Genomic DNA, 24,472 nt, shown 5'->3' on the forward strand with positions numbered 1-24,472 from the left:
GGCACCGGTTGCACCGTTAGCACCCGTCTGACCCGTCGCACCCGTCGGACCAGCAGGACCGGTCGCACCATTGGCACCATTGGCACCCGCCGGACCCGTGGCACCGGTGGCACCGTGAGCACCCGTCTGACCCGTCGCACCCGTCGGACCAGCAGGACCGGTCGCACCATTGGCACCCGTCGGACCCGTCGGACCCATGGGTCCCGTCGGGCCGGTGTCGCCCGAGCCCGGGTAGTCGTCACAGAACGGCACTGTGGTCTGCGTCGAGATGTAGCGGGCGCTCATCCAGCCGCTGCCGTTGGACAGCAGGTACCAGAACGAGTTCCCGTCGACGTTCTGGCCGACCACCTTGCAAGCGATGGACACAATGCCGCCGGACGGCACGTTGCCCACGATCTGCGACTGGGTGGTGGGGCCGCTACGGATGTTCTGAGAGGTCTGGGAGGTGACTGTCCCGGACACGCTGGCCGCCACCCTGCTGGCCATCACTCGGTTGGCAGCCGCCGAACCCGTGGGGTTCGGCGCTCCATGAGCGATGTCCATGGGGCACAGCGTCAGGGTCACACCCAACGACATGGCACCCAGGGTTGAACGGGACAGGATGTCCCAGCTTCTCGATTTGTGCATCTTCGGATTCCTTACCGGGTCTGCGTGGATCGGAGCCGTGACTGTGACAGCCGCAACAGGGTAGGGGCATATGCGCCACGCCGATGATCAACCGTCTGAGTAGCGACAGCTCCCCTTGTGAGTGAGTAAAGCTTCGGCCATCTGCCCCTATTCGCATATCGGTTAGGCCCGTTGGCCATTTCGGCCCGACCACCCACACACCCCCGAGAACTCCGTGTCGCGCCGCAATCGCCGGATTCCGGCGCACTAGCGTCACTTTCCTCGGTGACCGGATCGGCCGATCCCTTACACCGCACCAATTCGCCGTGGAGCGTTACTCCATAGAAGTCAGATCGGGAGATGTATATGACAAATCTGATCGACCGTCCTACCGAAGAACGGCCGCCCGCCCTGCTCCGCAAGCCGTCGATCTGCCTCTGCATGATTGTCAAGGACGAGGCGAAGGTCATCGAGCGATGCCTGAACTCCGTACGCGACCTGGTGGACACGTGGGTCATCTCCGACACCGGCTCCCGTGACGGAACACAGGAACTGATCCGGGCCACGATGAAAGGGATTCCGGGAGAACTCCACGAGGACCTCTGGGCCAACTTCGGTCACAACCGCACCCTGAACATCCAGCGCGCACGCGGCAAGGCCGACTACCTCCTGCTCATCGACGCAGACATGGCCGTCCGACGAGAGGGCCCACTGTCCGAACTGTCCGAACTGAGCGCCGATTCCTACATGTTGCGCCATCTCGGTTCCCTCGAATACCGCATCCCCCGGCTGGTCAAGGGGGACATCCCATGGCGCTACGAGGGTGCGACACACGAATTTCTGACCACCGCCCAGCAGCACACGGTTGCCGATCTCTCGGCCCTCAGCATCGAGCATTTCGCCGACGGCGGCTCGCGCGGGGACAAGTTCACCCGGGATGCCCGCCTGCTGCGCGAGGACCTCAAGCGCAACCCGGACAATCCCCGCACGGTCTTCTACCTCGCGCAGACTCTCCGCGACATGGGTGAGACCCGAGAAGCGATCGCGGCGTACGAACGTCGGTCCGGCATGGGCGGATGGGACGAGGAGGTGTACTACGCCCTGTTGCAAGTGGGAGTGCTCAAGGCCGACTCCGGTGACTGGCCCGGCGGCATGGACGCTCTCACCCGCGCATGGGAGAGCCGGCCGCAGCGGTTGGAGGCCTGCTACGAACTGACCAGCCGGCTGAGGAAGATGGGGCGCTATCAAGCGGCCAACGCAGTCGCCGTCGCCGGTCTCAATCGGCCCACCCCCAAGGACTGGCTGTTCATGGAGCCCTGGATCTACAGCTGGGGCCTGCTCTTCGAGCACTCCATCACCTCCTACTGGACCGGCGACGCGCGCGGATCGCTGGCTTCCTGCGACCGCCTTCTCGCGCTGCCGGACCTTCCGGCCGAGTACCGCGAACAGACCGTCAGCAACCGCAAGTTCGCGGCCGACCTCGTCGCAGCACGCTCCAGCCGGTCAGCACCCGCCACCTTTGCCCGCCCGAAGACCGCATGACAGGCGCGCGGGGCGGCTGAGGGGGAATGCGGGAGGGGCGCGGATGCGGATCAGGTGTCCGGCCTCGGTGACGATGTGCCGCCGCTTATGCGGTCACTTCCGGTACAGCGCCTCGATCTCCTTCTCGAAGTCCCGTGCGATCACATCGCGTTTCAACTTCAGCGACGGCGTCAGATGCCCGCTCTCCTCCGTGAAGTCCCCCGGCAGCACAGCGAACTTACGGATCGATTCGGCGCGCGAGACCAGACGGTTGGCCTCGTCGACCGCGCGCTGGAGCGCGCTGCGCAGCTCCTCGTCCGCCACCAGTTCGCGGATCGGCACGTCCTGCTTCTTCTTCATCTGCCGCCAGTGGGCGAGTCCGTCCGGCTCCAGGGTGATCAGCGCGGTGATGAACGACCGGTTTTCGCCGACCACCATGCACTGGCTGACCAGCGGGTGGGCGCGCAGCCAGTCCTCCAGTGGTGCCGGGGTGACGTTCTTGCCGCCGGAGGTGATGATGATGTCCTTCTTGCGGCCGGTGATCGTGAGATAGCCGTCCTCGTCCAGCGCGCCGAGGTCGCCGGTGGCGAACCAGCCGCCCTCCTGTACGGGCACAGCCTCGCCGCGTTCGGCGTCCCAGTAGCCCCGGAACACCTGGCCGCCGCTGAGCAGCACCTCCCCGTCGTCCGCGATCCGTACGGCGGTGCCCGGCAGCGGCCAGCCGACGGTGCCGAGGCGCGGTTTGAGCGGTGGGGTGACGGTGGCGGCCGCGGTGGTCTCCGTCAGGCCGTAGCCCTCGAAGATCTCGATGCCGGCGCCCGAGTAGAACGCGGCGAGCCGGCGGCCCAACGGGGAGCCGCCACAGATCGCGTACCGGACGTGTCCGCCGAGTGCGGCCCGGATACGGCGGTAGACCAGCGGGTCGTACAGCGCACGAGCTGCGCGCAGCCCCCAGCCCGGTCCGGGGCCGGTGCCGTGTTCGGCGGCCTCGACGGCCTGTCCGTACCGCTGGGCGATCCTCGCGGCGCGGTCGAACGACGAGGCGCGTCCCATCTTCTCGGCCATGGCGCGACCGGTGTTGTAGACCTTCTCCAGTACGTACGGGATGGCCAGCAGGAACGACGGCCGGAACCCGGCCAGGTCGGCCAGGAGGTCCTCGGTCCGGATGGACGGGGCGTGGCCGAGGCGGACCCGGGCGCGCAGACAGCCGATCGCGACCATGCGTCCGAAGACGTGGGAGAGGGGGAGGAAGAGGAGCGTGGACGCGGGGTATTCGCTGACCGACTTGAAGACCGGGTGGAGGAGTTCGATCGCGTTGTCGACCTCGGCGAAGAAGTTGCCGTGGGTGAGGACGCAGCCCTTGGGGCGGCCGGTGGTGCCCGAGGTGTAGATGAAGGTGGCGGGGGTTGCGGGCTCCAGCGTGGCGCGGCGGGCGGTGACGGCGTCGTCGGGGACGTCCCGGCCGAGGCTCTTCAGCCGGCCGAGCGCGCCCGTGTCGAACTGCCACAGGTGGGTGAGGTCGCCGAGCTGCTTGCGTTCCTGGCTGATCAGTCGGCCCTGGTCCGCGGTCTCGACGGCGCAGGCGGCGGCGCCGGAGTCCTGGAGGATCCAGCGGGCCTGGAAGGCGGAGGAGGTCGGGTAGATGGGGACGGTGACGAGTCCGGCCGCCCAGGCGGCGAAGTCGAGCAGCGTCCATTCGTAGGTCGTACGCGCCATGATCGCGATCCGGTCGCCGGCGCCGAGGCCCTCCGCAATGAGGCCCTTGGCGACTGCGAGCACCTCGTCGGCGAACTCCGCCGCCGTCACGTCCTGCCAGCCGCCGTCGGGCTGCTTGCGGCTGAGGACGGCGTCGGCCGGTGCTTCGCGGGCGTTGTCGAAGGGGATCTCGGCGAGCGAACCGCGCCGTACGGGAGGCGCGAACGCGGGTACGGAGACCTGCCGTACGGAACCGTCCTCCCCCCTGACCTTCGTCGGCTCGACCAGGGCGGGTACTGCGGACGTCACGGCGGGTGCGGTGGCGGAAGCGGGCGTGGACACGAGCGGCTCCTCAACTCGGGGGTCGGGCGGTGCGCCGGTTCTGTCCGGTGACCGTCTCGTCCTCGGTCGCCGAACGGTCTTGCACAGGCCTTCAGCCGCGCCGGGCAACCTGACGCCGGCGGGCACGAAACGTCAGGGTGTCAGGGCGTCACGGGCGTCACAGGAGAGCGCGGGGGATCAACTCGACCAACTCATCTCGACCAGCTCCTGACTCTTAAGTAACCTTACTCTGGAGTAAATTTACGACCGCGCAGGGAGTCTGGACAATGGCCGACCGCTATCTGCACGTCACCGGCACAGCACCCGGCCGATTTCTGGCCCGGAAGCTCGGGCTGCCGCAGCCCGTGCCACTGCGCCGCTGGACGCTGGAGAACCAGGCGCTGGACGGTCCGCTCCTGCACCTCACCGCCGGGGACTCCTCGGTCACGGAGGAGCTCGCCGCACTCCTCGCCGCGACCGGCCTCCCGGTGACGGACCGTGCCGAAGCGGCCGCCCGCCCGGCCGGAATCGTCCTGGACGCGACGGCAGTTGCCACCGCCGCCGGGCTCGGGAACGTGCACGGCGCGCTGCACCCCGTCATACGTTCGTCGGCGCCGAACGGACGGATCGTGGTCCTCGGGGAGCGGCCGTCGGCCGACAACCACCACCAGGCGGCCGCGCAGCAGGCCCTCGAAGGGTTCGTCCGCTCGCTCGGCAAGGAGATCGGCAGGGGCACCACCGTGCAGCTGCTCCGGATCACGCCGGGGGCCGTCGCCTCGGCCGAATCCACTCTCCGCTTCCTGCTCTCACCCCGGTCCGCGTACGTCAGCGGCCAGGTCGTCGAACTCACCGGCGCCGCGCCCGACCCGGTCACCGACTGGGCCGCGCCGCTCACCGGGCGCACCGCACTGGTCACCGGTGCGGCGCGCGGCATCGGCGCCTCCGTCGCCTCGGTCCTGGCACGGGACGGCGCCCAGGTCATCTGCCGGGACATCCCGCAGTCCGCCGACGAGTTGAAGCACACCGCCGAGCGGCTCGGCGCGACCGCCCTGCCACTGGACATCACCGCGGACGACGCGGCCGAACGGATCGCCGCCGCAGCCCCCGACGGCCTGGACATCCTCGTCCACAACGCGGGCATCACCCGCGACCGGCGGCTCGCGAACATGCCCCCCGACCGCTGGGCCTCGGTCATCGAGGTCAACCTCGGCAGCGTGCTGCGCACCACGGACGCCCTGCTCATGTCGGGCACCGTCAACCGGGGCGGCCGGATCGTCGCCACCGCGTCCATCGCCGGTATCGCGGGCAACAACGGGCAGACGAACTACGCGGCCGGCAAGGCGGGCATCATCGGCCTGGTCCGCTCCCTGGCCCCGCGTGCCGCCGCCGACCACGGCGTCACGGTCAACGCGGTCGCCCCCGGCTTCATCGAGACGAAGATGACCGCCGCGGTCCCCCTCCTCATCCGGGAGGCGGGCCGTCGCATGAACTCGCTCTCGCAGGGCGGCCTTCCGGTGGATGTCGCCGAGACGACCGCATGGTTCGCCCAGCCCGCGTCGACGGCCGTCAACGGCCAGATCGTCCGGGTCTGCGGCCAGAGCCTGCTGGGGGCGTGACGTCCGATGACGGCCGCTGCCCCTTCCCGGACCCTGACGGCATCACTCGTACGGGGTGCCCTCACGTCCCCGTTCAAGCGCGCCGGCCGGTCCGGTGCCACGCTCACCGCCGACCGGCTGACGGCCGGGAACGTCCGCATCGCCCCCGGCGCCCTCGCCTCGTACAGCAGGATCTGCGGCTTCCCCGAGCCGGGCCCGCTGCCGCTGACGTACCCCCATGTGCTCGGATTCCCCCTCGCGATGCGGCTGATGACCGGGCGGAGCTTCCCGCTGCCGGTCGTCGGACTGGTCCACACCTGGATCGAGATCACCCGGCACCACGCGGCACCCGTCACGGATCCGTTCGAACTGACCGTGTACGCAGACAGGTTGACGCCGCACCGACGTGGCACCGAGGTCACGATGGTGACGGAGGCCCGTTCGGGCGGTGAGCTGGTCTGGGAGTCGCGCAGCGGCTATCTGTCCCGTCACCCGACCACGACCGCTGTTGCTCCCGGCGCCGTCGGCGCGGCCCACGCCACCGAGCTCCCCACCGTCACCCAGTGGCGGCTCCCCGGCGATCTGGGACGTCGCTACGGTGCGACGTCCGGTGACCGGAACCCCATCCATCTGTACCCGCTGACGGCCCGGCTGTTCGGCTTCCCGAGGGCCATCGCGCACGGCATGTGGACGGTCGCCCGCTGCCTGGCCGAGGCCGGTGATCCGGGCCGGATCCGTTCCGTACGCGCCGACTTCAAGGCACCGGTCCTGCTCCCGGCGACGGTGACGTACGCGGCCGACGGATCGCGCTCCGCCTTCCAGCTCCGCACCGGCAGCCGGGTCCATCTCACGGGGTCGACGACGCGGGACGGTGGAGGAGCGGATTCGTGACCGGCCGCTGCTACCTCTGACCGGCGGACTGGCTCGGCGGCAGCCACGGGCGCCCCTGCATGAGGTTCTCCAGACCCGCCCAGGCGAAGTTCATCAACGTGGCCGCGGCTTCCTTCGCCGAGACGCCCGGGGTGTCGTTGGCCCAGCCGGCGAGCGACTCCGCGGCCCCCACGAGGGCCTGCGCCAGACCCGCCACATCGCGGTCCGGCAGTGCCGGATCACGGTGGGCCTCACGAGCCGCCGCACCGATCAGACCCGTCACGAACGCAACGATCTCGTCGCGCATCACCATGACCTCGGTGGCGAACGGTTCCCCGTGCGTACGCGCCTGCCGGTGCAGTACCGCCCAGCCGTCCGGGTTCTGCGCGGTGTGCGTGAAGAACGCCCGCAGCCCTGCCCACAGTTGCCGATCCGCCGGAAGCCCCGGCTCCACCCCCGACCGCACTGCTGCGACCAGCGCTTTCGCCTCACGCTGGATGCAGGCGGTGAAGAGCTCCTCCTTGGAATTCAGGTACAGATAGACCAGCGGCTTGGACACTCCGGCCAGCTCCGCGATCTCGTCCATCGAAGCGGCCCGGTATCCGCGCTGCCCGAACGTCCGCACCGCGGCGTCCATCATCTGCTGCTCGCGCACGGCACGCGGCATCCGTTTGCTCTTCACAGCACCCACGTCCGACTTCCTCCCGCCCCCGCTGCACTGCTCCCCGGCAAGAGTACGGCGACCTGAGGTGCCGGCCGGAGCCCGCGCAAGGGCGAGCGCCCCTGGTCCGTCGACGGACGGACCAAGGGCGCTCGGCGCAAGCAGCAATCGTTATGCGGCGACCGGCACGCGCTCCGGCTCGGCGTCGCGCACCTCGGCGTCGTCGACCGGGGAGGACGAGGCCGAGTTGTACGCGTCGTGGTCGAGGATCTTCTCACGGGCCGAGACGATCACCGGGACCAGCGCCTGACCCGCCACGTTGGTGGCCGTTCGCATCATGTCCAGGATCGGGTCGATGGCCATGAGCAGACCGACGCCCTCCAGCGGGAGGCCCAGCGTCGACAGCGTGAGGGTCAGCATGACCGTCGCACCGGTCAGACCGGCGGTGGCCGCGGAACCGATCACCGAGACGAACGCGATGAGGACGTAGTCACCGACACCCAGCTGGACGTCGAAGATCTGCGCGATGAAGATCGCCGCCAGCGCCGGGTAGATCGCCGCGCAGCCGTCCATCTTGGTGGTCGCGCCGAACGGGACCGAGAAGGAGGCGTACTCCTTCGGGACGCCGAGGCGCTCGGTGACCTTCTGGGTGACCGGCATGGTGCCGACCGAGGAGCGGGAGACGAAGGCCAGCTGGATCGCCGGCCAGGCGCCCTTGAAGAACTGCAGCGGGCTGAGCTTGGCGACGGTGACGAGCAGCAGCGGGTACACCCCGAACAGCACCAGGGCGCAGCCGATGTAGACGTCGGCGGTGAACGTCGCGTACTTGCCGATCAGGTCCCAGCCGTAGTCGGCGATCGCGTAGCCGATGAGGCCGATGGTGCCGATGGGAGCGAGGCGGATGACCCACCACAGGGCCTTCTGGAGCAGTTCCAGGACGGACTCGCTGAGGGTGAGGATCGGCTGGGCCTTCTCACCGAGCTGGAGAGCTGCGACACCGGCGACGGCCGCCATGAAGACGATCTGGAGCACGTTCAGCTCGGTGAACGGTGTGATCACGTTGTCCGGGATGATGCCGGTGAGGAAGTCGAGCCAGGAGCCCGCGTGCTCCGGCAGCTTGCCGTCCTTCGGGGTCAGTCCTGTACCGGAACCCGGGTTGGTGATCAGGCCGATCGCGAGGCCGATGGCGACCGCGATCAGCGAGGTGATCATGAACCAGAGCAGGGTACGGGTGGCCAGCCGGGCGGCGTTGTTGACCTTGCGCAGGTTGGTGATCGACACCAGGATCGCGAAGAAGACGAGCGGCGCGACGGCCAGCTTCAGCAGCTGGACGAAGATGTGGCCGACCTTGTCGAGCGTGGTGTAGAGCCAGTTGATGTCGTAGGAACGGGCAAGCCACCCGAGCACGACACCGAGGACGAGACCGGCGACTATCTGGGCCCAGAACGGGACCTTGGGTATACGGAAACCAGAACCGGAGCCGGACGGGCTGTCGGTCGCGGCGGCGGACGCGGGATTCGCGGACACGGACACACTCCAGATGTGACGCATCGGGGCGCACGGGGACGTCGTGCGGGGGGACGGGGGTGCGGCGCCCGCGTCAGGGGCGGCGCCGCTGCATGGTGCCGGTTCAGACGTTGCGGCAACAGACCGCGGACATACAGCGGCATAGATCGACATGCAGGCGCTCCACGAGCGGGACGCTCGCGGCGGATCGATGGCGCACTGCTGTCTTCATGTCGAACACGTTAACACTTGAACTTTGAGAACCTCAAAGGACTCCTTTGAGTCGGAAAACGGTCCCAGGAGCGCCCGGCACACGCGCGGGAACGACGAAACCCCAGTACAGGAGCGCTCGCTCCGGCACCGGGGTTTCGTACGGAAACTGTGCGGGGTGTGAGGAACCTTACGTTGTCCTTACGTCATCCTCACCGGGTCGTCACGAGGTGACGTGGTCCTCGCGGGTCCGGTTCTCTTCGAGCCGCGCCTTCGCGCGGTCGACCTTGGACACGATCTGCTCGGACATCTCGTCACGCTGCTTGCGCAGCAGCACGAAGCTGAGCGGCGCGGACAGGACCAGTGCGAGCAGGATCACCCAGATGAAATTGGAGCCACTCACCCCTGCGGGAAGCAGACCGAAGTGGACGGCCACGGCTGCGACGGCGAAGCAGCCGACGAAGATGCTGAGGCGCATCGCGGTGTACCGAATCGTCGCGCTCGGCTTGGCAGCGGACACAGTTGGCCTCTCTCTCTACGTACGACAGTCCTGCGATCCTGCCCGACCAGTGAAGCATGCCCCGGAATCGATCACTTCGGAGGGCTGCACCAAAAGAGGGCCGACGGGCCGCGTGCCCGGCCGGTGGACCGGGGCCGAGGACCTCAGCCGAGCGGCAGCAGCATGATGATGTCGTCGCGGTCGTCGCCGTCCGCCACCCGTATCGCGTCGGGCACCCGCCCGACCTCCTTGTACCCGCACGAGGCGTAGAAGCGGTCGACACCGGTGCCGCCACGGCAGGTGAGCCGGATCGCCTCGATCCCCTCCATCCCGCGTGCGGCCTCCGCCGCGGCATCCATCAGGTCGCGCCCGTAGCCCTTGCCCTGGTGACGGGGATGGACCATCACCGTGTAGAGCCAGAGCCAGTGGGTCATCAGCCGGTGTGTGTTGAAGGCCAGGAAGGCCGTGGCCGCGACGGCGCCCTCCTCGTCGTGACCGACCAGCAGCCGGGTCCGCCCCTCGGCCATGGCGACCAGGTGCTTGACCAGTTCGGGCCGGACGTCGTCGGCCGTGACGGGCGGTACGAAGCCGACCGCACCGCCCGCGTTGGAGACATCGGTCCACAGCTCGGCGATGCCGTCCCGCAGAGTGCGGTCGAACGTGGGATCCAGCTCAAAAGTAAGCGCCATAGAGGGAGATTAACTATTACCGATCCTTCGCCTCAAGCCTTGTCCGGTACGCGAGAGAGCCCCGGCCGACGGCCAGGGCTCTCGTGCATCTGAACAACTGACGGCGCGGCAGCCGGACGGGTCAGACGCGCATCGGCTGCGGCGACTCGCGGCGCTCCGCGTCCGGCCCCGGGTACTCGCGGATGATCTCGTACCGGGTGTTCCGCTCGACGGGGCGGAAGCCCGCGTCCCGGATCAGGTCCAGCAGATCGTCGCGGCCGAGCTTGTTCGGCGTGCCGTAGTTGTCCGCGTCGTGCGTGATCTTGTACTCGACGACCGAACCGTCCATGTCGTCCGCGCCGTGCTGGAGCGCGAGCTGGGCGGTCTGCACCCCGTGCATCACCCAGAAGACCTTGACGTGCGGGACGTTGTCGAAGAGAAGACGCGAGACCGCGAAGGTCTTCAGCGCCTCGGCGCCGGTCGCCATCGTCGTCCGCGCCTGGAGCTTGTTGCGGACCTTGCCGTCCTTCATGTCCACGAAGTCGTGCTGGTAGCGCAGCGGGATGAAGACCTGGAAGCCGCCGGTCTCGTCCTGCAGCTCACGCAGCCGCAGGACATGGTCGACGCGGTGACGAGGCTCCTCGATGTGGCCGTACAGCATCGTCGCCGGGGTCTTCAGACCCTTCTCGTGGGCGAGGCGGTGGATGCGCGACCAGTCTTCCCAGTGGGTGTTGTGGTCCACGATGTGCTGGCGGATCTCCCAGTCGAAGATCTCCGCGCCGCCGCCGGTCAGCGACTCCAGACCGGCCTCGATCAGCTCGTCGAGGATCTCGGAGGCCGAGAGCCCGGAGATGGTCTCGAAGTGGTGGATCTCGGTGGCGGTGAACGCCTTGAGGGAGACCTGCGGCAGGGCCTCCTTCAGCGCACTGAGCGAGCGCGGGTAGTAACGCCACGGCAGGGTGGGGTGCAGCCCGTTGACGATGTGCAGCTCGGTGAGGTTCTCGCCCTCCATCGCCTTCGCCAGCCGGACGGCCTCCTCGATGCGCATGGTGTACGCGTCCTTCTCGCCCGGCTTGCGCTGGAACGAGCAGTACGCGCACGACGCGGTGCACACATTGGTCATGTTGAGGTGCCGGTTGACGTTGAAGTGCACGACGTCGCCGTTCTTGCGCGTACGCACCTCGTGCGCGAGGCCGCCGAGCCAGGCCAGGTCGTCCGACTCGTAGAGGGCGATGCCGTCCTCACGGGTCAGCCGCTCCCCTGCGCGGACCTTCTCCTCCAGCTCGCGCTTGAGCCCAACGTCCATGCGGCTGCCTCCCAGTTGTCGACGCGCTGTGCCTTCCCGGTGATACCGGGCGAAACCCCCGGTCACCCGGGGGCTCCACCACGTTACGCCTACGCCTCCTCGGGAAGTTCCCCGACCCGGTTCTCCCACTTGGTGGAGAGCACGATCGTGGTGCGCGTGCGCGAGACGCCCTTTGTGCCGCTGAGCCGGCGGATGGTCTTCTCCAGGCCGTCCACGTCACCGACCCGCACCTTGAGCATGTACGAGTCGTCGCCGGCGATGAACCAGGCGTCCTCGATCTCCGCGAGGTCCTTCAGCCGGCGCGCCACGTCCTCGTGATCGGCGGCATCGGAGAGCGAGATGCCGATCAGGGCCGTGACCCCGAGCCCCAGGGACGCGGCGTCGACGGTGGCGCGGTAGCCGGTGATGACACCGGCGGTTTCCAGCCGGTTGATGCGGTCGGTGACGCTGGGCCCGGAGAGCCCGACGAGCCGCCCCAGCTCGGCGTACGAGGCCCTGCCGTTCTCCCTGAGTGCCTGGATGAGCTGCCTGTCCACCGCGTCCATGTGACTGAAACCTTCCATTGTTCAGCAGTATCGCGAGTTTACGTGTAGAATCTAAGGCATGCAGGCTTCAGGGCCTGCAAATCTTCCCGAGTATCCAAAAAATGCTTTCGAATCTTCAGGAGTGAGAACACCGTGTACACGATCGAGATGGCCTACGCCCGAATGCGCGAGCTGCAGGACCTGGCCAACCGCTCGCGTGCCCACCAGCCCGCCGCCGCGCACCGGGTCGACCGGACCCGCACCCCGCGCGCCAAGAAGAAGCGCTGACCACAGGCTCAGCCCCCGGAGCCGCGAGAGCCGCCACCGAGCTCTCCCTCCCACCGGCGGTACAGGTCGTGCGGCACCCCAGCCGCGTCCAGCACCCGCCCCGCGACGAAATCCACCAGATCCTGGATGTGCGTCGCTCCCGCATAGAACGCCGGAGAGGCGGGCAGTACGACGGCGCCCGCCTCGTCCAGGCTCACCAGATGCTTCAGCGTCTGCCCGTTCAGCGGTGTCTCCCGCACCGTGACGACCAGCTTCCGCCGCTCCTTGAGCGTCACGCTCGCGGCCCGCTGGAGCAGATCCTTCGAGAGTCCGAGCGCCACCCCGGCCACACATGCCGTCGAGGCCGGGACGATCAGCATCCCCTTCGCCGGGTACGACCCCGAGGACGGCCCGGCGGCGAGGTCACCGGCCGCCCAGTGCCGTACGCCCTCGACGTCCACATCGAAGGTGTGCGGCTTCCCGTCCGCCCCACGCGCCAGCCAGCTGCGCAGATCCTCCTGCCAGTGCGCGTCGCGGAACGCGATTCCGGTCTCGTCCAGCAGCGTCAGCCGTGACGCCCGGCTCACCACCAGATCGACGCTCTCCCCCGCGGCCAGCAGACCGCGCAGCACGGCGGCGGCGAATGGGGTGCCCGAAGCGCCTGAAACCCCGACAATCCAAGGCTGCCGCTGGTGCTGACTCACTGAAGTCCCGGAATCCACACAGCCGAGCCTATCCGGCTGCCCGAACCCGGAACCGAGTAAGGTGCCCCAGCCGTTCTGAGGGGTGGAGGCAGGGGCGACAGCAGGAGACCGGCAGGGGAGGGCGCGATGGCCGCATCGCCAGATCGAATCGCACCGGCGTGGAGCACGGGCGACCGCGCGAAGGCCGCGGCCAAGCTGATGCTGGGCTGGGTGGCGTTCCTCTGGATACTCGAAGTCGTCGACGTGTCGAGCGGCCATTCACTGGACACGTACGGCATCGAACCGCGCCGGCCGGCCGAACTGCTGGACGTCGTGCCCGCGTCCTTCATCCACTTCGGCTTCGGCCATGTCGCCTCCAACAGCGTGCCGCTGCTGGTCTTCGGCTTCCTGGCCGCGCTGGGCGGCATACGCCGGTTCGTGGCCGTGGCCGCGCTGATCACCGTGGTGGACGGTCTCGGGGTCTGGCTGGTCTCGCCGGCCGGCTCCAACACGGCGGGCGCGTCCGGGCTGGTCTTCGGCCTCTTCGGCTATCTGCTGGTCCGTGGCTTCGTGGACCGCAGAGTGCTGGATATCGGCGTCGGGCTGGTGATCGGCGCGATATGGGGCTCGTCGATCCTGCTGGGGATCTCCCCCGCCAACACCTCGGTCAGCTGGCAGGGCCACCTGTTCGGACTGGCGGCGGGCGTGGCGGCGGCGTTCGTCTTCCGCCGCCCCGCGCGCGGTCGGGGCACGGTGCCGCCCGCCCGGCCGCTCATACCGTAGAGCGCGGACGGATCCCCTGGTGTCCTGGCCTTGATCCGCCGGACACGACCCCGGGCAGGCTCAGACCGTCAGACCCCGCACCAGCAGATCCAGCAGCGCGCACGCGAACAGCGCTATTCCGATGAACCCGTTGACCGAGAAGAACGCCCGGTTCAGCCGGGACAGATCGTGCGGCCGCACCACCCGGTGCTCGTACACGAAGGCGACGGCGACGATCACCATGCCGATCCAGTAGAACAGTCCGGCCTCCGTGGCCAGCCCGAACCAGACGAGCAGCCCGGTCGTCACCACATGGCAGACCCGCGCACCCCACAGCGCGGCGGGAATCCCGAACCGGGCCGGCACCGACAGCACCCCGTGCGCCCGGTCCGCCTGGACGTCCTGGCAGCCGAAGATCAGGTCGAAGCCACCGATCCAGATCCCGACCGCGAGACCGAGGATCACCGCGTCCCACGACCAGCTGCCGGTCACGGCCAGCCAGGCGCCGATCGGCCCTATGGCCTGCGCGATCCCCAGGATGGCGTGCGGGTAGTGGGTGAACCGCTTCCCGTACGGATAGACCACCATCGGCACGACGGCGACCGGCGCGAGCGCCAGACAGAGCGGGTTCAGCAGAGCCGCCGCCCCGAGGAAGGCGACAACGGCGACGAGCGCCCCCGTCCACGCCGACTTCACGGACACCGCCCCGGTGACCAGTTCCCGGCTCGCGGTGCGCGGATTACGGGCGTCGATCTCCCGGTCGATGATCCGGTTGCAGGCCATCGCGAACGTCCGCAGCCCCACCATCGCGATGGTGACGAGCAGCAGCGTGACCCAGTGGATGGACTTGTCCGCCTGGAACATCGCGGTCAGGGCGGCGATGTACGCGAAGGGCAGCGCGAAGACCGAGTGCTCGATCATCACGAGCCGCAGAAACGCCTTGACCTTGCTGTTCGGTTGTACGGGCCCTGAGCCCAGTGCTGCTTCGGCGGCGCTCACAGTCCGTATTCCTTCCACCGGCGGTCGACCTTCGCCGCCGTCCGCGGGTCGGACTCGACCATGTTCGGCCAGCCCCCGTCCCGTGTGTAACCCTCCTCGGGCCACTTCTTCGTCGCGTCGATGCCCGCCTTGCCGCCCCAGAACTGCTGGTAGGAAGCATGGTCGAGGTGATCGACGGGCCCCTCGGTGACGGTGAGGTCGCGCGCGTAGTCCGTATTGCCGAGCGCCCGCCACGCCACCTCGTGCAGATCGTGGACGTCGCAGTCGGAGTCCACGACGACGATCAGCTTGGTCAGCGACATCATGTGCGCACCCCAGATGGCACTCATCACCTTCTGGGCGTGCTTCGGGTACTTCTTGTCGATCGAGACGATCGCACAGTTGTGGAAGCCGCCCGCCTCCGGCAGGTGGTAGTCCACGATGTCCGGCACGATGATCTTGAGGAGCGGCAGGAAGAACCGCTCCGTGGCCCGCCCCAGCGGCCCGTCCTCGGTCGGCGGCCGGCCCACCACGATCGACTGCAGCAGCGGACGTTTCCGCATGGTCACGCAGTCGATGGTCAGTGCGGGGAACGGTTCCTGCGGCGTGTAGAAGCCGGTGTGGTCGCCGAACGGCCCCTCGGGAAGCATCTTCCCGGGCTCCAGCCACCCCTCGATGACGACCTCCGCCTGTGCCGGGACCTGCAACGGCACGGTCTTGCAGTCGACCATCTCGATCCGCTTGCCCTGGATGAACCCGGCGAAGAGGTACTCGTCGATGTCCCCCGGCAGCGGCGCCGTGGAGGCGTACGTCACCGCGGGCGGCGCCCCGAACGCGATCGCGACCGGCAGCCGCTCCCCGCGCTTGGCGGCGACCTGGTAGTGGTTGCGGCTGTCCTTGTGGATCTGCCAGTGCATCCCGATGGTGCGCCGGTCGTGACGCTGGAGCCGGTACAGGCCCAGGTTCCGCACACCCGTCTCCGGGTGCTTGGTATGGGTGAGCCCCAGATTGAAGAACGATCCGCCGTCCTCGGGCCAGGTGAAGAGCGCGGGCAGCTGGTCCAGATCCACGTCATCGCCGGTGAGCACGACCTCCTGCACGGGCGCGCTCTCGGACTTCACCTTCTTCGGCGGCACATGCACCATCGAGCCGAGCTTCCCGAATGCCTCCCGCACCCCGACGAAGCCGTGCGGCAGCTCCGGCTTGAGCAACCCGCCGATCTTGTCGCTGATATCGGCGTACGACTTCAGCCCGAGTGCCTTGAGCAGCCGCTTGTCGGTCCCGAAGACATTCATGGCCAGGGGCATCGAGGACCCCTTGACGTTCTCGAAGAGCAACGCGGGCCCGCCCGCCTTGTTCACCCGGTCGACGATCTCGCCGACCTCCAGATACGGGTCGACCTCGGCCTTGATGCGCTTGAGCTCGCCCTCGCGCTCCAGGGCCCGGAGGAGGGAACGAAGATCGTCGTAAGCCATGCCGTCCAGTTTGTCATCACCCCGGTGGATCACCTGGGGTGCCCCACCTCTCCGCCTCTCCACAACATGGACGCGCGCGTTGAGGGTGGCCTCGATCGAAGCGACGTCATCAGAGGATGGGCGGCCTGCCGGCGAAAGCGAGTCGCGCCACGATGTCCCGGCTCATCGGTGACCGCTCGCCCCGGCCGCCGCGCAGTCCCTCCCTGAGGCCGTCGAGGGGGCCCGTAGCGTGGCGCGGTCGCGAAACCGCCACAGGGTCAGCAGGGCCCAGGTGGCGAGATACTTGGCCGGTCGGAGACGGATGTGCGGTCGGTCACGCAGGACTGGCAGCGGCTGGCCTGCCTGGCAGTCGTTGTTCGGGCACCGCTGATTGATGCATCGCCTGCTCGCGGAGGGCCTCGATGAACGTGGTGACGTGTGGGTGGTCGCGACGGCGGCCGATCGTGGCAACGCCGATGTGCCGGGTCGGAGTCGGCGGCTGGATCGGGACGGCGCGCAGACCCGGCACCGTCGGGACGAACGCGATGGAAGGGATCAGGGAGATTCCCATTCCCGCGGCGACGAGCGAGCGGGCAAAGAAGTAGTCGGTGGTGGTGCCGCGTACTTCCGGTTCGAAGCCTGCGCGCTCGGCGTAGCGGCGCAGGTATGTCTCGGTCTTGAGGCAGCCGAGTACCCAGGGCTCGGCCGCCAGCTCGGTGATGTCGAGCGAATCGCGGTCGGCGAGTCGGTGCTCCTCGTGCATGACGACGTGCAGGGGGTCTTCCAGGAGTGCGGCCCACCGCAGGCTGGAGCCGGCGCCCGGCCCGACGGGCAGCGGGCCGTCGAAATGGTAGGCGAGTGCGAGGTCGACGGCGCCCTGTCGGACGAGGGGCAGGGTCTCTTCGGGCTCGCCCTCCTTGACGTGGAGCAGGGTGCGGGGATGGGTTGCCATGAGCCGAGGGAGAGCGCCGGGCAGCAGGTGCCTGCCGCCGCTGGTGAAGGTGGCGACGGTGAGCTGTTCGTGACCCGTGCCGAGTTGCTCGACCTGTTGCTTTGCCTGTTCGAGCTCGGCTGCGACGGACTCGGCGGCCCCGACCATGATCTGGCCGGCCTGAGTGAGGGTTACCCCGCGCGTACTACGTGCCACGACCTGGGCACCGAGGCTGCGTTCCAACACCGCTACGTGCTGGGAAACGGCGGAGGGGGTGAGATGGAGAGCTGTCGCCGCCTTGCTGAAGCTGCCGTGGTCCGCCACCGCTCGCAGGACGCGGAGCCGCTGCACATCGATCAACAGTATTCCTTAATACGCTTTCAGTAAGTCGCCACTTCTGCTGATGACGGTAGGCATCCAGGGTGGGGGCATGCAAAGGATCTGTGTCATCGGCGGAAGCCGGTACTTCGGAAGGCTCCTGGTCGAGCGTCTGCAGGCCACCGGTCACACCTGGCCGCGATCATCGCCGCGCAGACCGGCCGCGAGCCCGTCCACCGGACCGTCGACGCGGGCGGGACCGCCTCACCTTTCTCCTTCGACCGCCACTACGCCATGAGTAACACCCGCGCGAAACAGCTGGGTTTTGCCTTCTCCCGTACTGCCGACCGGCTGCCTGGCGCCGTCGCCGAAGCCCTCACAGCATCCGCCGCCCCCGTCGCCTGAGGAACACGAGCCGCCATGGAACACCGCACCATCGCAGACATCACCGTCAGCGCCGTCGGACTGGGCGCCATGCCGCTGTCCATCGAGGACCGCCCGGACGAGACGCGGGCCATCGCCACCGTCCACGCCGCCCTCGACGCCGGCGTCACGCTCATCGACACCGCCGACAGCTATCACTGGTACGCCGACGAGGTGGGCCACAACGAGCTCCTGGTCGCCCGCGCGCTGGCCGGCTACGGCGGCGACACCTCCGGCGTCCTGATCGCGACCAAGGGCGGCCGCGGACGGCCCGGAGACGGCAGCTGGACCGTCACCGCCACCCCGGAACATCTCAAGCGCGCCGCCGAAGCCTCCGCCAGGCGACTGGGCGTCGAAGCGATCGGCCTGTACCAGCTGCACAAGCCGGACCCGGCAGTGCCCTGGGCGGAGTCCGTCGGCGCTCTGCGCGACCTGCTCGACGCCGGCACGATCCGCGCCGCCGGCATCTCGAACGTGACCATCAGCCAGATCCGACAGGCGCATCAGATCCTCGGCGACGGGCTCGTCTCGGTACAGAACCAGTACTCGCCCGCCGTCCGGGACAGCGAGCCCGAGCTGCGGCTGAGCACCGAGCTGGGCCTGGCGTTCCTGCCCTGGAGCCCCCTCGGCGGCATCTCCCGCAGTTCCCTCGACGGCCCCTCCGGCCCGACCTCCATCGGCACCGCTTTCCACCGCATCGCGGCCGAACACGGCGTCAGCCCGCAGCAGATCGCCTTGGCGTGGCTGCTGAGCCGCTCCCCCGCGGTGATCCCGTTGCCGGGAGCCAGCCGCCCGGCCTCGATCACTGACTCGGCCCGGGCCGCGGAGCTCACACTGAGCCCGGGGGAGCTGACGCAGCTCGACCACACGCTTCCGGGCTGATGCAGCTCCAGGCGTCGATGCCGAGTTCCTCGGCCGAGGACGGCCGCTCCCACCAGTCGACTCGGCCACCGCCCCGACGGCGGGGCGGGTTGCGCCAGTGCTCACGAGGACGAGCCCTTGCCCGGTCGAGCTGGGCCTGCGTGCCCGTCACCTTCATGTCACGTTGCCGACGGCGCCCCCGTATACGGCATCGAGGGCCCCGCCCGGGCGCTGTTGAAAACGGCCGAGCAGCATACCGGTGAGTCACTCACCGGATCACGGATGTTCACCTCCGCGCCGGCCGCGGCGCGCACGGCGGAGCCGTACTCCGGCCTGCTCGCTGCCGGTTCCCACCTGCTCACCGTGGGACGTCATCGGCACCGGTTACTCTGGGCCCGTCACCGGGGCGGGACAAGCCCCGCCAACTCTCCGCAGGGGGACCTTTCCATCATGTTCCGGGCCCTGATCTATCTCCTGCCTCTGGCACTGACGATCTACGCGTTCATCGACTGCCTGAACACCCCTGAGGACGAGGCCAAGCACCTGCCGAAGATCGCCTGGGTCTTCATCATCCTGCTGTTCTGGATCGTCGGCCCGATCGTCTGGCTGGCCGCGGGCAAGATGCGCCAGGTGCCCGCCGGGGGCCGTACGCCGTCCGAATGGCACCGCAATCACCGCTCGCAGTGGGTGGCGCCGGACGACAATCCGGAGTTCCTGAAGGCGCTGAAGGAAGAGAACAAGAAGGACGAGTCGCTCCTCAAGGACTGGGAGGCGGATCTGCGCCGCCGTGAGGAGGAGCTCAAGCGTCGCGAGAGCGGGGCGGGGCCGGAGGAGTCGGCGCCACCCGCTTAGTAATCACGAAGGGCCGGCCGGCCCTTGTCGGCGGCCCGTCCATGTCGTTGGACACGCTGCGGCCCTCGTGGGTGCCGGGAGTCCGCTGCCCACACGGTGGAGAGTGGGCGCGTGAACGACTACCGCGCCATGCTCGCCACCGCCCTCGCCGAGGCCCGTGCCGGGCTCGCCGAGGGCGGCATCCCCATCGGTGCCGCGCTCTACGGGCCGGATGGCAACCTCCTCGGCCGCAGCCACAACCGCCGCGTCCAGGACGGCGATCCGTCCATGCACGCGGAGACGGCGGCGTTCCGAGCGGCCGGACGGCAGCGCTCGTACCGGGGCACGACGATGGTGACGACGCTCTCCCCGTGCTGGTACTGCTCCGGCCTCGTGCGGCAGTTCGGGATCTCGCGGGTGGTGATCGGCGAGGCGGAGACCTACGCCGGCGGGCAGGACTGGCTGGCTCGGCACGGGGTGGAGATCGTGCTGCTCGACGATGCCGAATGCGTCGCACTCATGCGGGACTTCGTACAGGACCATCCCGACGTGTGGAACGAGGACATCGGCGTTGACTGATTTACCGCCCCGCGCCCCTGATCGTTCGAAAATCTTGCCCTTGCTCCAACACCCTGCCGATATCCTTGTGTTGACGGTGTGACAGGTCGGATGGGGTATCGGCGCTGGGAGTGCTGTGGAGAGAGAGCTGTACGGGCGCGAGGCGATCTTCGGCAACGACGGACTTGCGGCGCGTCTGACAGGTCTCACTCCGTACGGCTCCGCTCGGGTCGCCTACGAGCACCGTGACGATCCGCCGGTCGCCGTGCTGACCGGCGGCCGCGGCATGGGAAAGACGGCCGTGCTCAAGCAACTGCGCCATCTGTACCGGGAGATCACCCCGGTGGCCCTCGTCGACTGCGAGGCCGTCGTGCCGCCCGCGGACCCGGGTCCCGGCTGGACTCCGGTCACCGGGGCGCTGCCGGAGCTCGCCACCCAGCTGACGGCGAAGGTGCATGCCGCCCGGCCGGTGCAGTTTCCCCGGCTGAGCCTCGGCCTCGTGGCGGTCGCCTCGATCTCCTGGACACGGGAGGACGAGACGCGGGCGCAGCGGGATCTGCAGTCGCTCGGCCCGGTGCTGGCGACCGTCGACACGCGTGGGGACGCGGCGACGGGCTGGGTCACCAAGGTGCTGACGAAGCTGGCCGCGAGTGCTTTCGACTCGGTCGTCCCGCTGGCCGGGATGGTCGCCGAGGCCACGATCGAGACGGTGCTGGAGGAGACGTTCAGCCGGTTCCAGCGGCGTTCGGCGGACTGGTACGGGAGTTATCCGCACGCGGGCGGCAACGGCAGGATCGGGCTGCGGCAGCTGGCGGTCGATTTCGAGCGCGGCGGCGATCTGCGCCGCCGGGCCGAGGACCATCTGGTGCTCGCGCTGGTCGCGGATCTGGTGCGGGCGTACGGGGGTCTGGCGCGGGGCGCCCGCCGGGGCCGTCCCGTGCTGCTGCTGGACAACGCGCACACGTTGCTGGGCCGGCAGCTGGTCGAGCCGGTACTGCGGCAGCGGGCCTCCGGGGTGCGCGATCAGATCGCCCTGTTCGCCTCCTCGCGCGCCCGTGACCACGAGGGGCTGAGCCATGCGGTGCGTCGGCGGCTGCCCGAGGTGGCGCACGGCTCGCACTGGGCCCGTGGTTCGGAGGTGACGTCCGGGATTCTGGCCGTGGAACTCACGACGCTGGGCCCGGCGCACGTACAGGCGGCGTTCGACCGGCACGATCCGCTGGGCCGCACCCCGGCCGGGCTGGCACGTGGGGTGCACCGGCTGACGGGTGGGCGCCCGCTGGGTGTGGCGCTGTTGGCACAGGCGGCGGGCGAGGCGCTGGTGCCGGGGACGCCGCGGCCGGGATCACCGCGGCCGGGCAGCACGTCGCAGCTGGGCTCGCTGGTGCCGGGGGCGCTGCTGGACCGCACGGTGGAGCTGCGTGAGGACCGGGCGCCGGTGCGGGTCGCGGACGAGCTCCTGGCGCGGCTGCTGCCCGGGCAGCAGCTCGACGTACTGAGTGTGCTGGCCGCCGCGCACGGTGAGGACTCGGCGCGGCTGCTGGCCACGGCCCGGCTGCGCGGCCGGTCGCTGGACGGCGATGTGGCGCTGCAGGTGCGGGACGTGCTGCGGGCCCAGGACTGGCCGGTCGGTCCCGAGTACTTCGTCGCCGATCCGCTGCTGCGTGCGCTGCTGCTGCACCGGCTGCGATTCCAGGACGACGACCATCCGTACTACGCGGTGTGGCGTGCGGTGCACGAGACGCTGCGCTCGGCGTACGCGCCCGGGGGCCGCTGCCCGAGCGTCCCGCACCGGCTGCACCAGGAGCTGGTGCTGGGCAGGACGGGGGACTGCGTGACGCATCTGCGGGAGCGGTTCACCGACGGGGATGTCACCGCCTGGCTCGGCTCGTTGCGGTTCATCGCTTCGGCGCCGTATCCGCGTCCGCCCGGTCACGCCGGCCCCGATCCGCGGCGGGCGGTGGCGCTCGGCCGCGAGGCGGCCGGTTCGAGGGCTGACGGGGAGACGGGGCTCGCGGGGCTCGGCGAGCGGGCCGTGGAGCTCCAGCTGCAGCTGCGCCGGCTGCTGCACGCCGTATGGCTGCTGTCCGATCCACTGGCTCTGCCGGACGAAGAGGTGATCGACAAGATGGCGCACGAACTGCGACAACTGTCCGGCAGGCATCCGACGGGCAACAGCGTGCTGTGGGACGCGGCGACGCACTGGCCGCAGGACATCAGGGCCTGGCGGCCGCTGTCCATGCCGCCGGGGTCGGCGGACACGGGCGGAAGCGGGCAGCAGCGGGGGAACGGTGGCTCGGATGCGTAATCCACTGCGTTATCGCGTCTGGTACACGGCAAGGCAGAAGGTGGTCACCACGGTGGTGGCCGGCGCCCTGGTCGTCACGTCCGGCTGGTACGGCATCGGCCGGCTCACCGCCCCCGAGGACCGCTCCTGCGCGAAGGGGGTCGAGCGGCCGCAGGGCAGCGACGAGTGCATAGGTGTCTCCGGCGACGGATACGACTTCGGGCGGCCGAAACTGACCGAGATCGCCGCGGCCATCGCCCGGGAGAACGACACCCTGAAGCCCGGCCGGTACGCGACGGTCGCGCTGCTGCTGCCGCTGACGTCGACGGACGAAGCCATGCAGACCAAGATGCAGCGCGAGCTGCAGGGCGCGTTCGCCGAGCAGTACCGGGCCAACCATCTGTCGAACGAGCAGGTGCCGGGGATCCGGCTGGTTCTCGCCAACACGGGGAAGAACAACCTGCTGTGGCAGCCGACGGTGGACCGGCTGAAGAAGATGACCGGGGCCCCGGACCAGCTGCGGGCCGTGTCGGGGGTCGCCACCAGCAGTACGCAGGTCAGGTCGGCGGTCAAGGAGCTGACCGCCGCGCACATCGCGGTCGTCGGTACCACGATCACCGCCGACGACATCGCCAACGGCCCGGGCGGCGACCCGTTCCCCGGTCTGGCGCGGGTGTCGCCGACGAACCGGGACGAGGCGCGGGCGCTGGCGCACTTCGGGAAGGTGAAGGCGGACAAGGCGCTGCTGGTGCAGGACACCCGCACCGGCGACCACTACACGGACACGCTGCGGGCGGCGTTCACCTCGCTGGTGAAGGGAACGCAGTACGAGCCGCAGCTGTTCACCTCGCGCGAGGACCCCAACGACGAGGGCACCACGGCCAACACGTTCCAGCAGATCACGCACCTCATCTGCGACACGGATGCGGATACGGTGTTCTTCGCCGGACGCCACACCCAGCTGCGGCAGTTCATCAACGCGCTCGGGGCCCGCGGCTGCCAGAGCCGCCCGTTCACGATCCTGACCGGCGACGAGGGCTCGTACCTCGGCAGCGACAAGAAGCTCGACCGGGGCGCCCTGCGCCGCAAGGTGACGGTCCGCTACGCCTCGCTGGCGCACCCGGACGCCTGGGCGGTGGCGAAGGAGAAGGGCGGGGCGGCGACGGGCGGTTCCCCGGCGGACTACCGGAGCTTCCTGGACCTGCTGGCCACGGTGGCGAAGAAGCCCGTGGGACCGATCGGTCCGACCGGTCACCAGGAGCTGACCGACGGCCAGGTCATCATCGCGCACGACGCGATGTCGCTGGCGGTGCACGGCATCCGGCAGGCGACCCCGGACGGCAAGCGGCTTCCGCAGCCCGCGGACGTGGGTGAGCAGTGGCCGCGGGTGAAGGGTTCGCTGCGGGTGTCGGGGGCCAGTGGCTGGATCTGCCTGGACAACCACGGGAACCCGTACAACAAGGCGGTGCCGGTGGTGGAGCTGGCACCCGAGGACGCCCGTCAGCGGTTCGTGGCGATCGCCTGGCCCGAGCGCACGCCGCCGGACCCGAAGTGCCTGCCGCCGTCCTCGGCACCGTGACGTCGCGTCACCGCTCGGCCGCCGCGTACTCCTCACGCAGCCCCGCCCACCGGACCGGGGTCCACTTCGACCAGTCGGCGGGGTATCCGTCGAGCGCGTCGACGAGATAGCGGAAGTGGTCGTGCCAGCCGGCGAGGCAGTCCAGGCGCAGCTCGTCGTCGCCCCGGAACTCGTTGGTGAAGCGCAGCAGCACATGGTCGCCGCGCGGTGGCTCCAGGTGGAAGCGGATGCGGCCGTGGAGTCCTTCGAGGGTGTATTCGGCGACTCGCTCGATGTCCCAGGCGGTGACGGTGCCGGAGGCGACCGTGGCATGACCGTCGCGGCCGGTGTTCAGCCAGCGCAGCGTGACGGCCCCGCCGATGCGCGGTTCGAACGGGTCGGCGCAGGCGAGCCAGCCGGGCAGCCCCTCGGAACTGGCAACGGCTGCCCACACCCGTGGGACGGGGTGGGGCAGCCGTAGCGTGAACCGCAGAATGTGCTGGTCACCGTGGGTTTCGCTGGTGCCACGCTCGATGACGGGGATCGCATCGGTCATGGTTCCAGCGTGGCCCGGTGGTG

The 24,472-nt window shown here is 69.3% G+C and carries 23 protein-coding genes; 10 read left to right on the top strand and 13 right to left on the bottom strand.

Annotation, left to right across the window (positions count from 1 at the left end; all coding sequences use genetic code 11):
- The coding region (locus tag GA0115254_RS47265; protein ID WP_176740358.1) for an SH3 domain-containing protein at nt 1–543 on the bottom strand (543 nt) is incomplete at its 3' end.
- Between the two features lie 429 nt (nt 544–972).
- On the opposite strand from GA0115254_RS47265, the gene GA0115254_RS30170 reads away from it, so the two are divergent.
- Nucleotides 973–2,148: a glycosyltransferase gene (locus GA0115254_RS30170; RefSeq protein WP_256102854.1), complete on the top strand. Its 1,176-nt coding sequence runs from the start codon at nt 973–975 to the stop codon at nt 2,146–2,148.
- Between the two features lie 93 nt (nt 2,149–2,241).
- Here the strand turns inward: GA0115254_RS30170 and GA0115254_RS30175 are convergent, their stop codons facing one another.
- Entirely contained in the window at nt 2,242–4,164 is a 1,923-nt protein-coding gene (locus GA0115254_RS30175; protein ID WP_093898445.1) for an AMP-dependent synthetase/ligase, read from the bottom strand.
- A 266-nt stretch (nt 4,165–4,430) separates the two neighbouring features.
- Here GA0115254_RS30175 and GA0115254_RS30180 point away from each other — a divergent pair, with 266 nt between their 5' ends.
- Both GA0115254_RS30180 and GA0115254_RS30185 read left to right on the top strand, forming a co-directional pair.
- Nucleotides 4,431–5,759: a 3-oxoacyl-ACP reductase gene (locus GA0115254_RS30180; RefSeq protein WP_093898446.1), complete on the top strand. Its 1,329-nt coding sequence runs from the start codon at nt 4,431–4,433 to the stop codon at nt 5,757–5,759.
- 6 nt (nt 5,760–5,765) lie between these two features.
- Nucleotides 5,766–6,629 carry a MaoC/PaaZ C-terminal domain-containing protein gene (locus GA0115254_RS30185; protein ID WP_093898447.1) on the top strand — a complete coding sequence of 288 codons (864 nt, stop codon included), beginning with the start codon at nt 5,766–5,768 and terminating at the stop codon, nt 6,627–6,629.
- A 10-nt stretch (nt 6,630–6,639) separates the two neighbouring features.
- Here the strand turns inward: GA0115254_RS30185 and GA0115254_RS30190 are convergent, their stop codons facing one another.
- From GA0115254_RS30190 to GA0115254_RS30215, 6 genes are all read right to left on the bottom strand, one after another.
- The gene (locus tag GA0115254_RS30190) at nt 6,640–7,275 is read right to left on the bottom strand and encodes a TetR/AcrR family transcriptional regulator (RefSeq protein WP_093898519.1); all 636 of its coding nucleotides are present in this window, start codon (nt 7,273–7,275) and stop codon (nt 6,640–6,642) included.
- Nucleotides 7,276–7,440: 165 nt separating this feature from the next.
- Nucleotides 7,441–8,796 carry a dicarboxylate/amino acid:cation symporter gene (locus GA0115254_RS30195; protein ID WP_093898448.1) on the bottom strand — a complete coding sequence of 452 codons (1,356 nt, stop codon included), beginning with the start codon at nt 8,794–8,796 and terminating at the stop codon, nt 7,441–7,443.
- 412 nt (nt 8,797–9,208) lie between these two features.
- Nucleotides 9,209–9,463 carry a DUF4229 domain-containing protein gene (locus GA0115254_RS30200; RefSeq protein WP_093898520.1) on the bottom strand — a complete coding sequence of 85 codons (255 nt, stop codon included), beginning with the start codon at nt 9,461–9,463 and terminating at the stop codon, nt 9,209–9,211.
- 185 nt (nt 9,464–9,648) lie between these two features.
- Nucleotides 9,649–10,173 carry a GNAT family N-acetyltransferase gene (locus GA0115254_RS30205; protein WP_093898449.1) on the bottom strand — a complete coding sequence of 175 codons (525 nt, stop codon included), beginning with the start codon at nt 10,171–10,173 and terminating at the stop codon, nt 9,649–9,651.
- A 121-nt stretch (nt 10,174–10,294) separates the two neighbouring features.
- Nucleotides 10,295–11,458 (bottom strand): aminofutalosine synthase MqnE, encoded by a 1,164-nt coding sequence (mqnE, locus tag GA0115254_RS30210; RefSeq protein ID WP_093898450.1) that lies wholly within the window; start codon nt 11,456–11,458, stop codon nt 10,295–10,297.
- Between the two features lie 89 nt (nt 11,459–11,547).
- Nucleotides 11,548–12,003 carry an Lrp/AsnC family transcriptional regulator gene (locus GA0115254_RS30215; RefSeq protein WP_093898451.1) on the bottom strand — a complete coding sequence of 152 codons (456 nt, stop codon included), beginning with the start codon at nt 12,001–12,003 and terminating at the stop codon, nt 11,548–11,550.
- Between the two features lie 132 nt (nt 12,004–12,135).
- On the opposite strand from GA0115254_RS30215, the gene GA0115254_RS46700 reads away from it, so the two are divergent.
- Nucleotides 12,136–12,270, top strand: coding sequence for a hypothetical protein (locus tag GA0115254_RS46700; RefSeq protein ID WP_256102855.1), 135 nt, complete (start codon nt 12,136–12,138; stop codon nt 12,268–12,270).
- Between the two features lie 8 nt (nt 12,271–12,278).
- Here the strand turns inward: GA0115254_RS46700 and GA0115254_RS30220 are convergent, their stop codons facing one another.
- A complete protein-coding gene (locus tag GA0115254_RS30220) occupies nt 12,279–12,953 on the bottom strand; it encodes a UbiX family flavin prenyltransferase (RefSeq protein ID WP_093898452.1) in 675 nt (224 codons plus the stop codon).
- Nucleotides 12,954–13,079: 126 nt separating this feature from the next.
- On the opposite strand from GA0115254_RS30220, the gene GA0115254_RS30225 reads away from it, so the two are divergent.
- Nucleotides 13,080–13,715 carry a rhomboid family intramembrane serine protease gene (locus GA0115254_RS30225; RefSeq protein ID WP_093898453.1) on the top strand — a complete coding sequence of 212 codons (636 nt, stop codon included), beginning with the start codon at nt 13,080–13,082 and terminating at the stop codon, nt 13,713–13,715.
- 60 nt (nt 13,716–13,775) lie between these two features.
- Here GA0115254_RS30225 and mqnP read toward each other — a convergent pair whose 3' ends face one another.
- From mqnP to GA0115254_RS30240, 3 genes are all read right to left on the bottom strand, one after another.
- Nucleotides 13,776–14,693 carry a menaquinone biosynthesis prenyltransferase MqnP gene (gene mqnP / locus GA0115254_RS30230; RefSeq protein WP_093898454.1) on the bottom strand — a complete coding sequence of 306 codons (918 nt, stop codon included), beginning with the start codon at nt 14,691–14,693 and terminating at the stop codon, nt 13,776–13,778.
- Nucleotides 14,690–16,147, bottom strand: a complete 1,458-nt coding sequence (locus GA0115254_RS30235; RefSeq protein WP_093898521.1) for a menaquinone biosynthesis decarboxylase — start codon at nt 16,145–16,147, stop codon at nt 14,690–14,692. The genes mqnP and GA0115254_RS30235 overlap by 4 nt, the downstream gene beginning before the upstream one ends.
- A gap of 313 nt (nt 16,148–16,460) precedes the next feature.
- On the bottom strand, nt 16,461–17,417 hold the full coding sequence (locus GA0115254_RS30240; RefSeq protein ID WP_093898455.1) for a LysR family transcriptional regulator: 957 nt from the start codon (nt 17,415–17,417) through the stop codon (nt 16,461–16,463).
- Nucleotides 17,418–17,795: 378 nt separating this feature from the next.
- Between GA0115254_RS30240 and GA0115254_RS30250 the strand changes: the two genes are divergently transcribed.
- From GA0115254_RS30250 to GA0115254_RS30270, 5 genes are all read left to right on the top strand, one after another.
- Nucleotides 17,796–18,680 carry an aldo/keto reductase gene (locus GA0115254_RS30250; protein WP_093898456.1) on the top strand — a complete coding sequence of 295 codons (885 nt, stop codon included), beginning with the start codon at nt 17,796–17,798 and terminating at the stop codon, nt 18,678–18,680.
- 429 nt (nt 18,681–19,109) lie between these two features.
- The gene (locus GA0115254_RS30255) at nt 19,110–19,511 is read left to right on the top strand and encodes a PLD nuclease N-terminal domain-containing protein (RefSeq protein ID WP_093898522.1); all 402 of its coding nucleotides are present in this window, start codon (nt 19,110–19,112) and stop codon (nt 19,509–19,511) included.
- Nucleotides 19,512–19,640: 129 nt separating this feature from the next.
- Nucleotides 19,641–20,069 carry a nucleoside deaminase gene (locus GA0115254_RS30260; RefSeq protein WP_093898523.1) on the top strand — a complete coding sequence of 143 codons (429 nt, stop codon included), beginning with the start codon at nt 19,641–19,643 and terminating at the stop codon, nt 20,067–20,069.
- A gap of 115 nt (nt 20,070–20,184) precedes the next feature.
- Nucleotides 20,185–22,356 carry a hypothetical protein gene (locus tag GA0115254_RS30265; protein ID WP_093898457.1) on the top strand — a complete coding sequence of 724 codons (2,172 nt, stop codon included), beginning with the start codon at nt 20,185–20,187 and terminating at the stop codon, nt 22,354–22,356.
- Nucleotides 22,349–23,914: an ABC transporter substrate-binding protein gene (locus GA0115254_RS30270; protein ID WP_093898458.1), complete on the top strand. Its 1,566-nt coding sequence runs from the start codon at nt 22,349–22,351 to the stop codon at nt 23,912–23,914. Before GA0115254_RS30265 ends, GA0115254_RS30270 begins: the two co-directional genes overlap by 8 nt.
- 7 nt (nt 23,915–23,921) lie before the next feature.
- Here GA0115254_RS30270 and GA0115254_RS30275 read toward each other — a convergent pair whose 3' ends face one another.
- The gene (locus GA0115254_RS30275; protein ID WP_093898459.1) at nt 23,922–24,449 is read right to left on the bottom strand and encodes an SRPBCC domain-containing protein; all 528 of its coding nucleotides are present in this window, start codon (nt 24,447–24,449) and stop codon (nt 23,922–23,924) included.
- Nucleotides 24,450–24,472 lie beyond the last annotated feature (23 nt).

The organism is Streptomyces sp. Ncost-T10-10d (genome assembly GCF_900091955.1).
GTDB lineage: Bacteria > Actinomycetota > Actinomycetes > Streptomycetales > Streptomycetaceae > Streptomyces.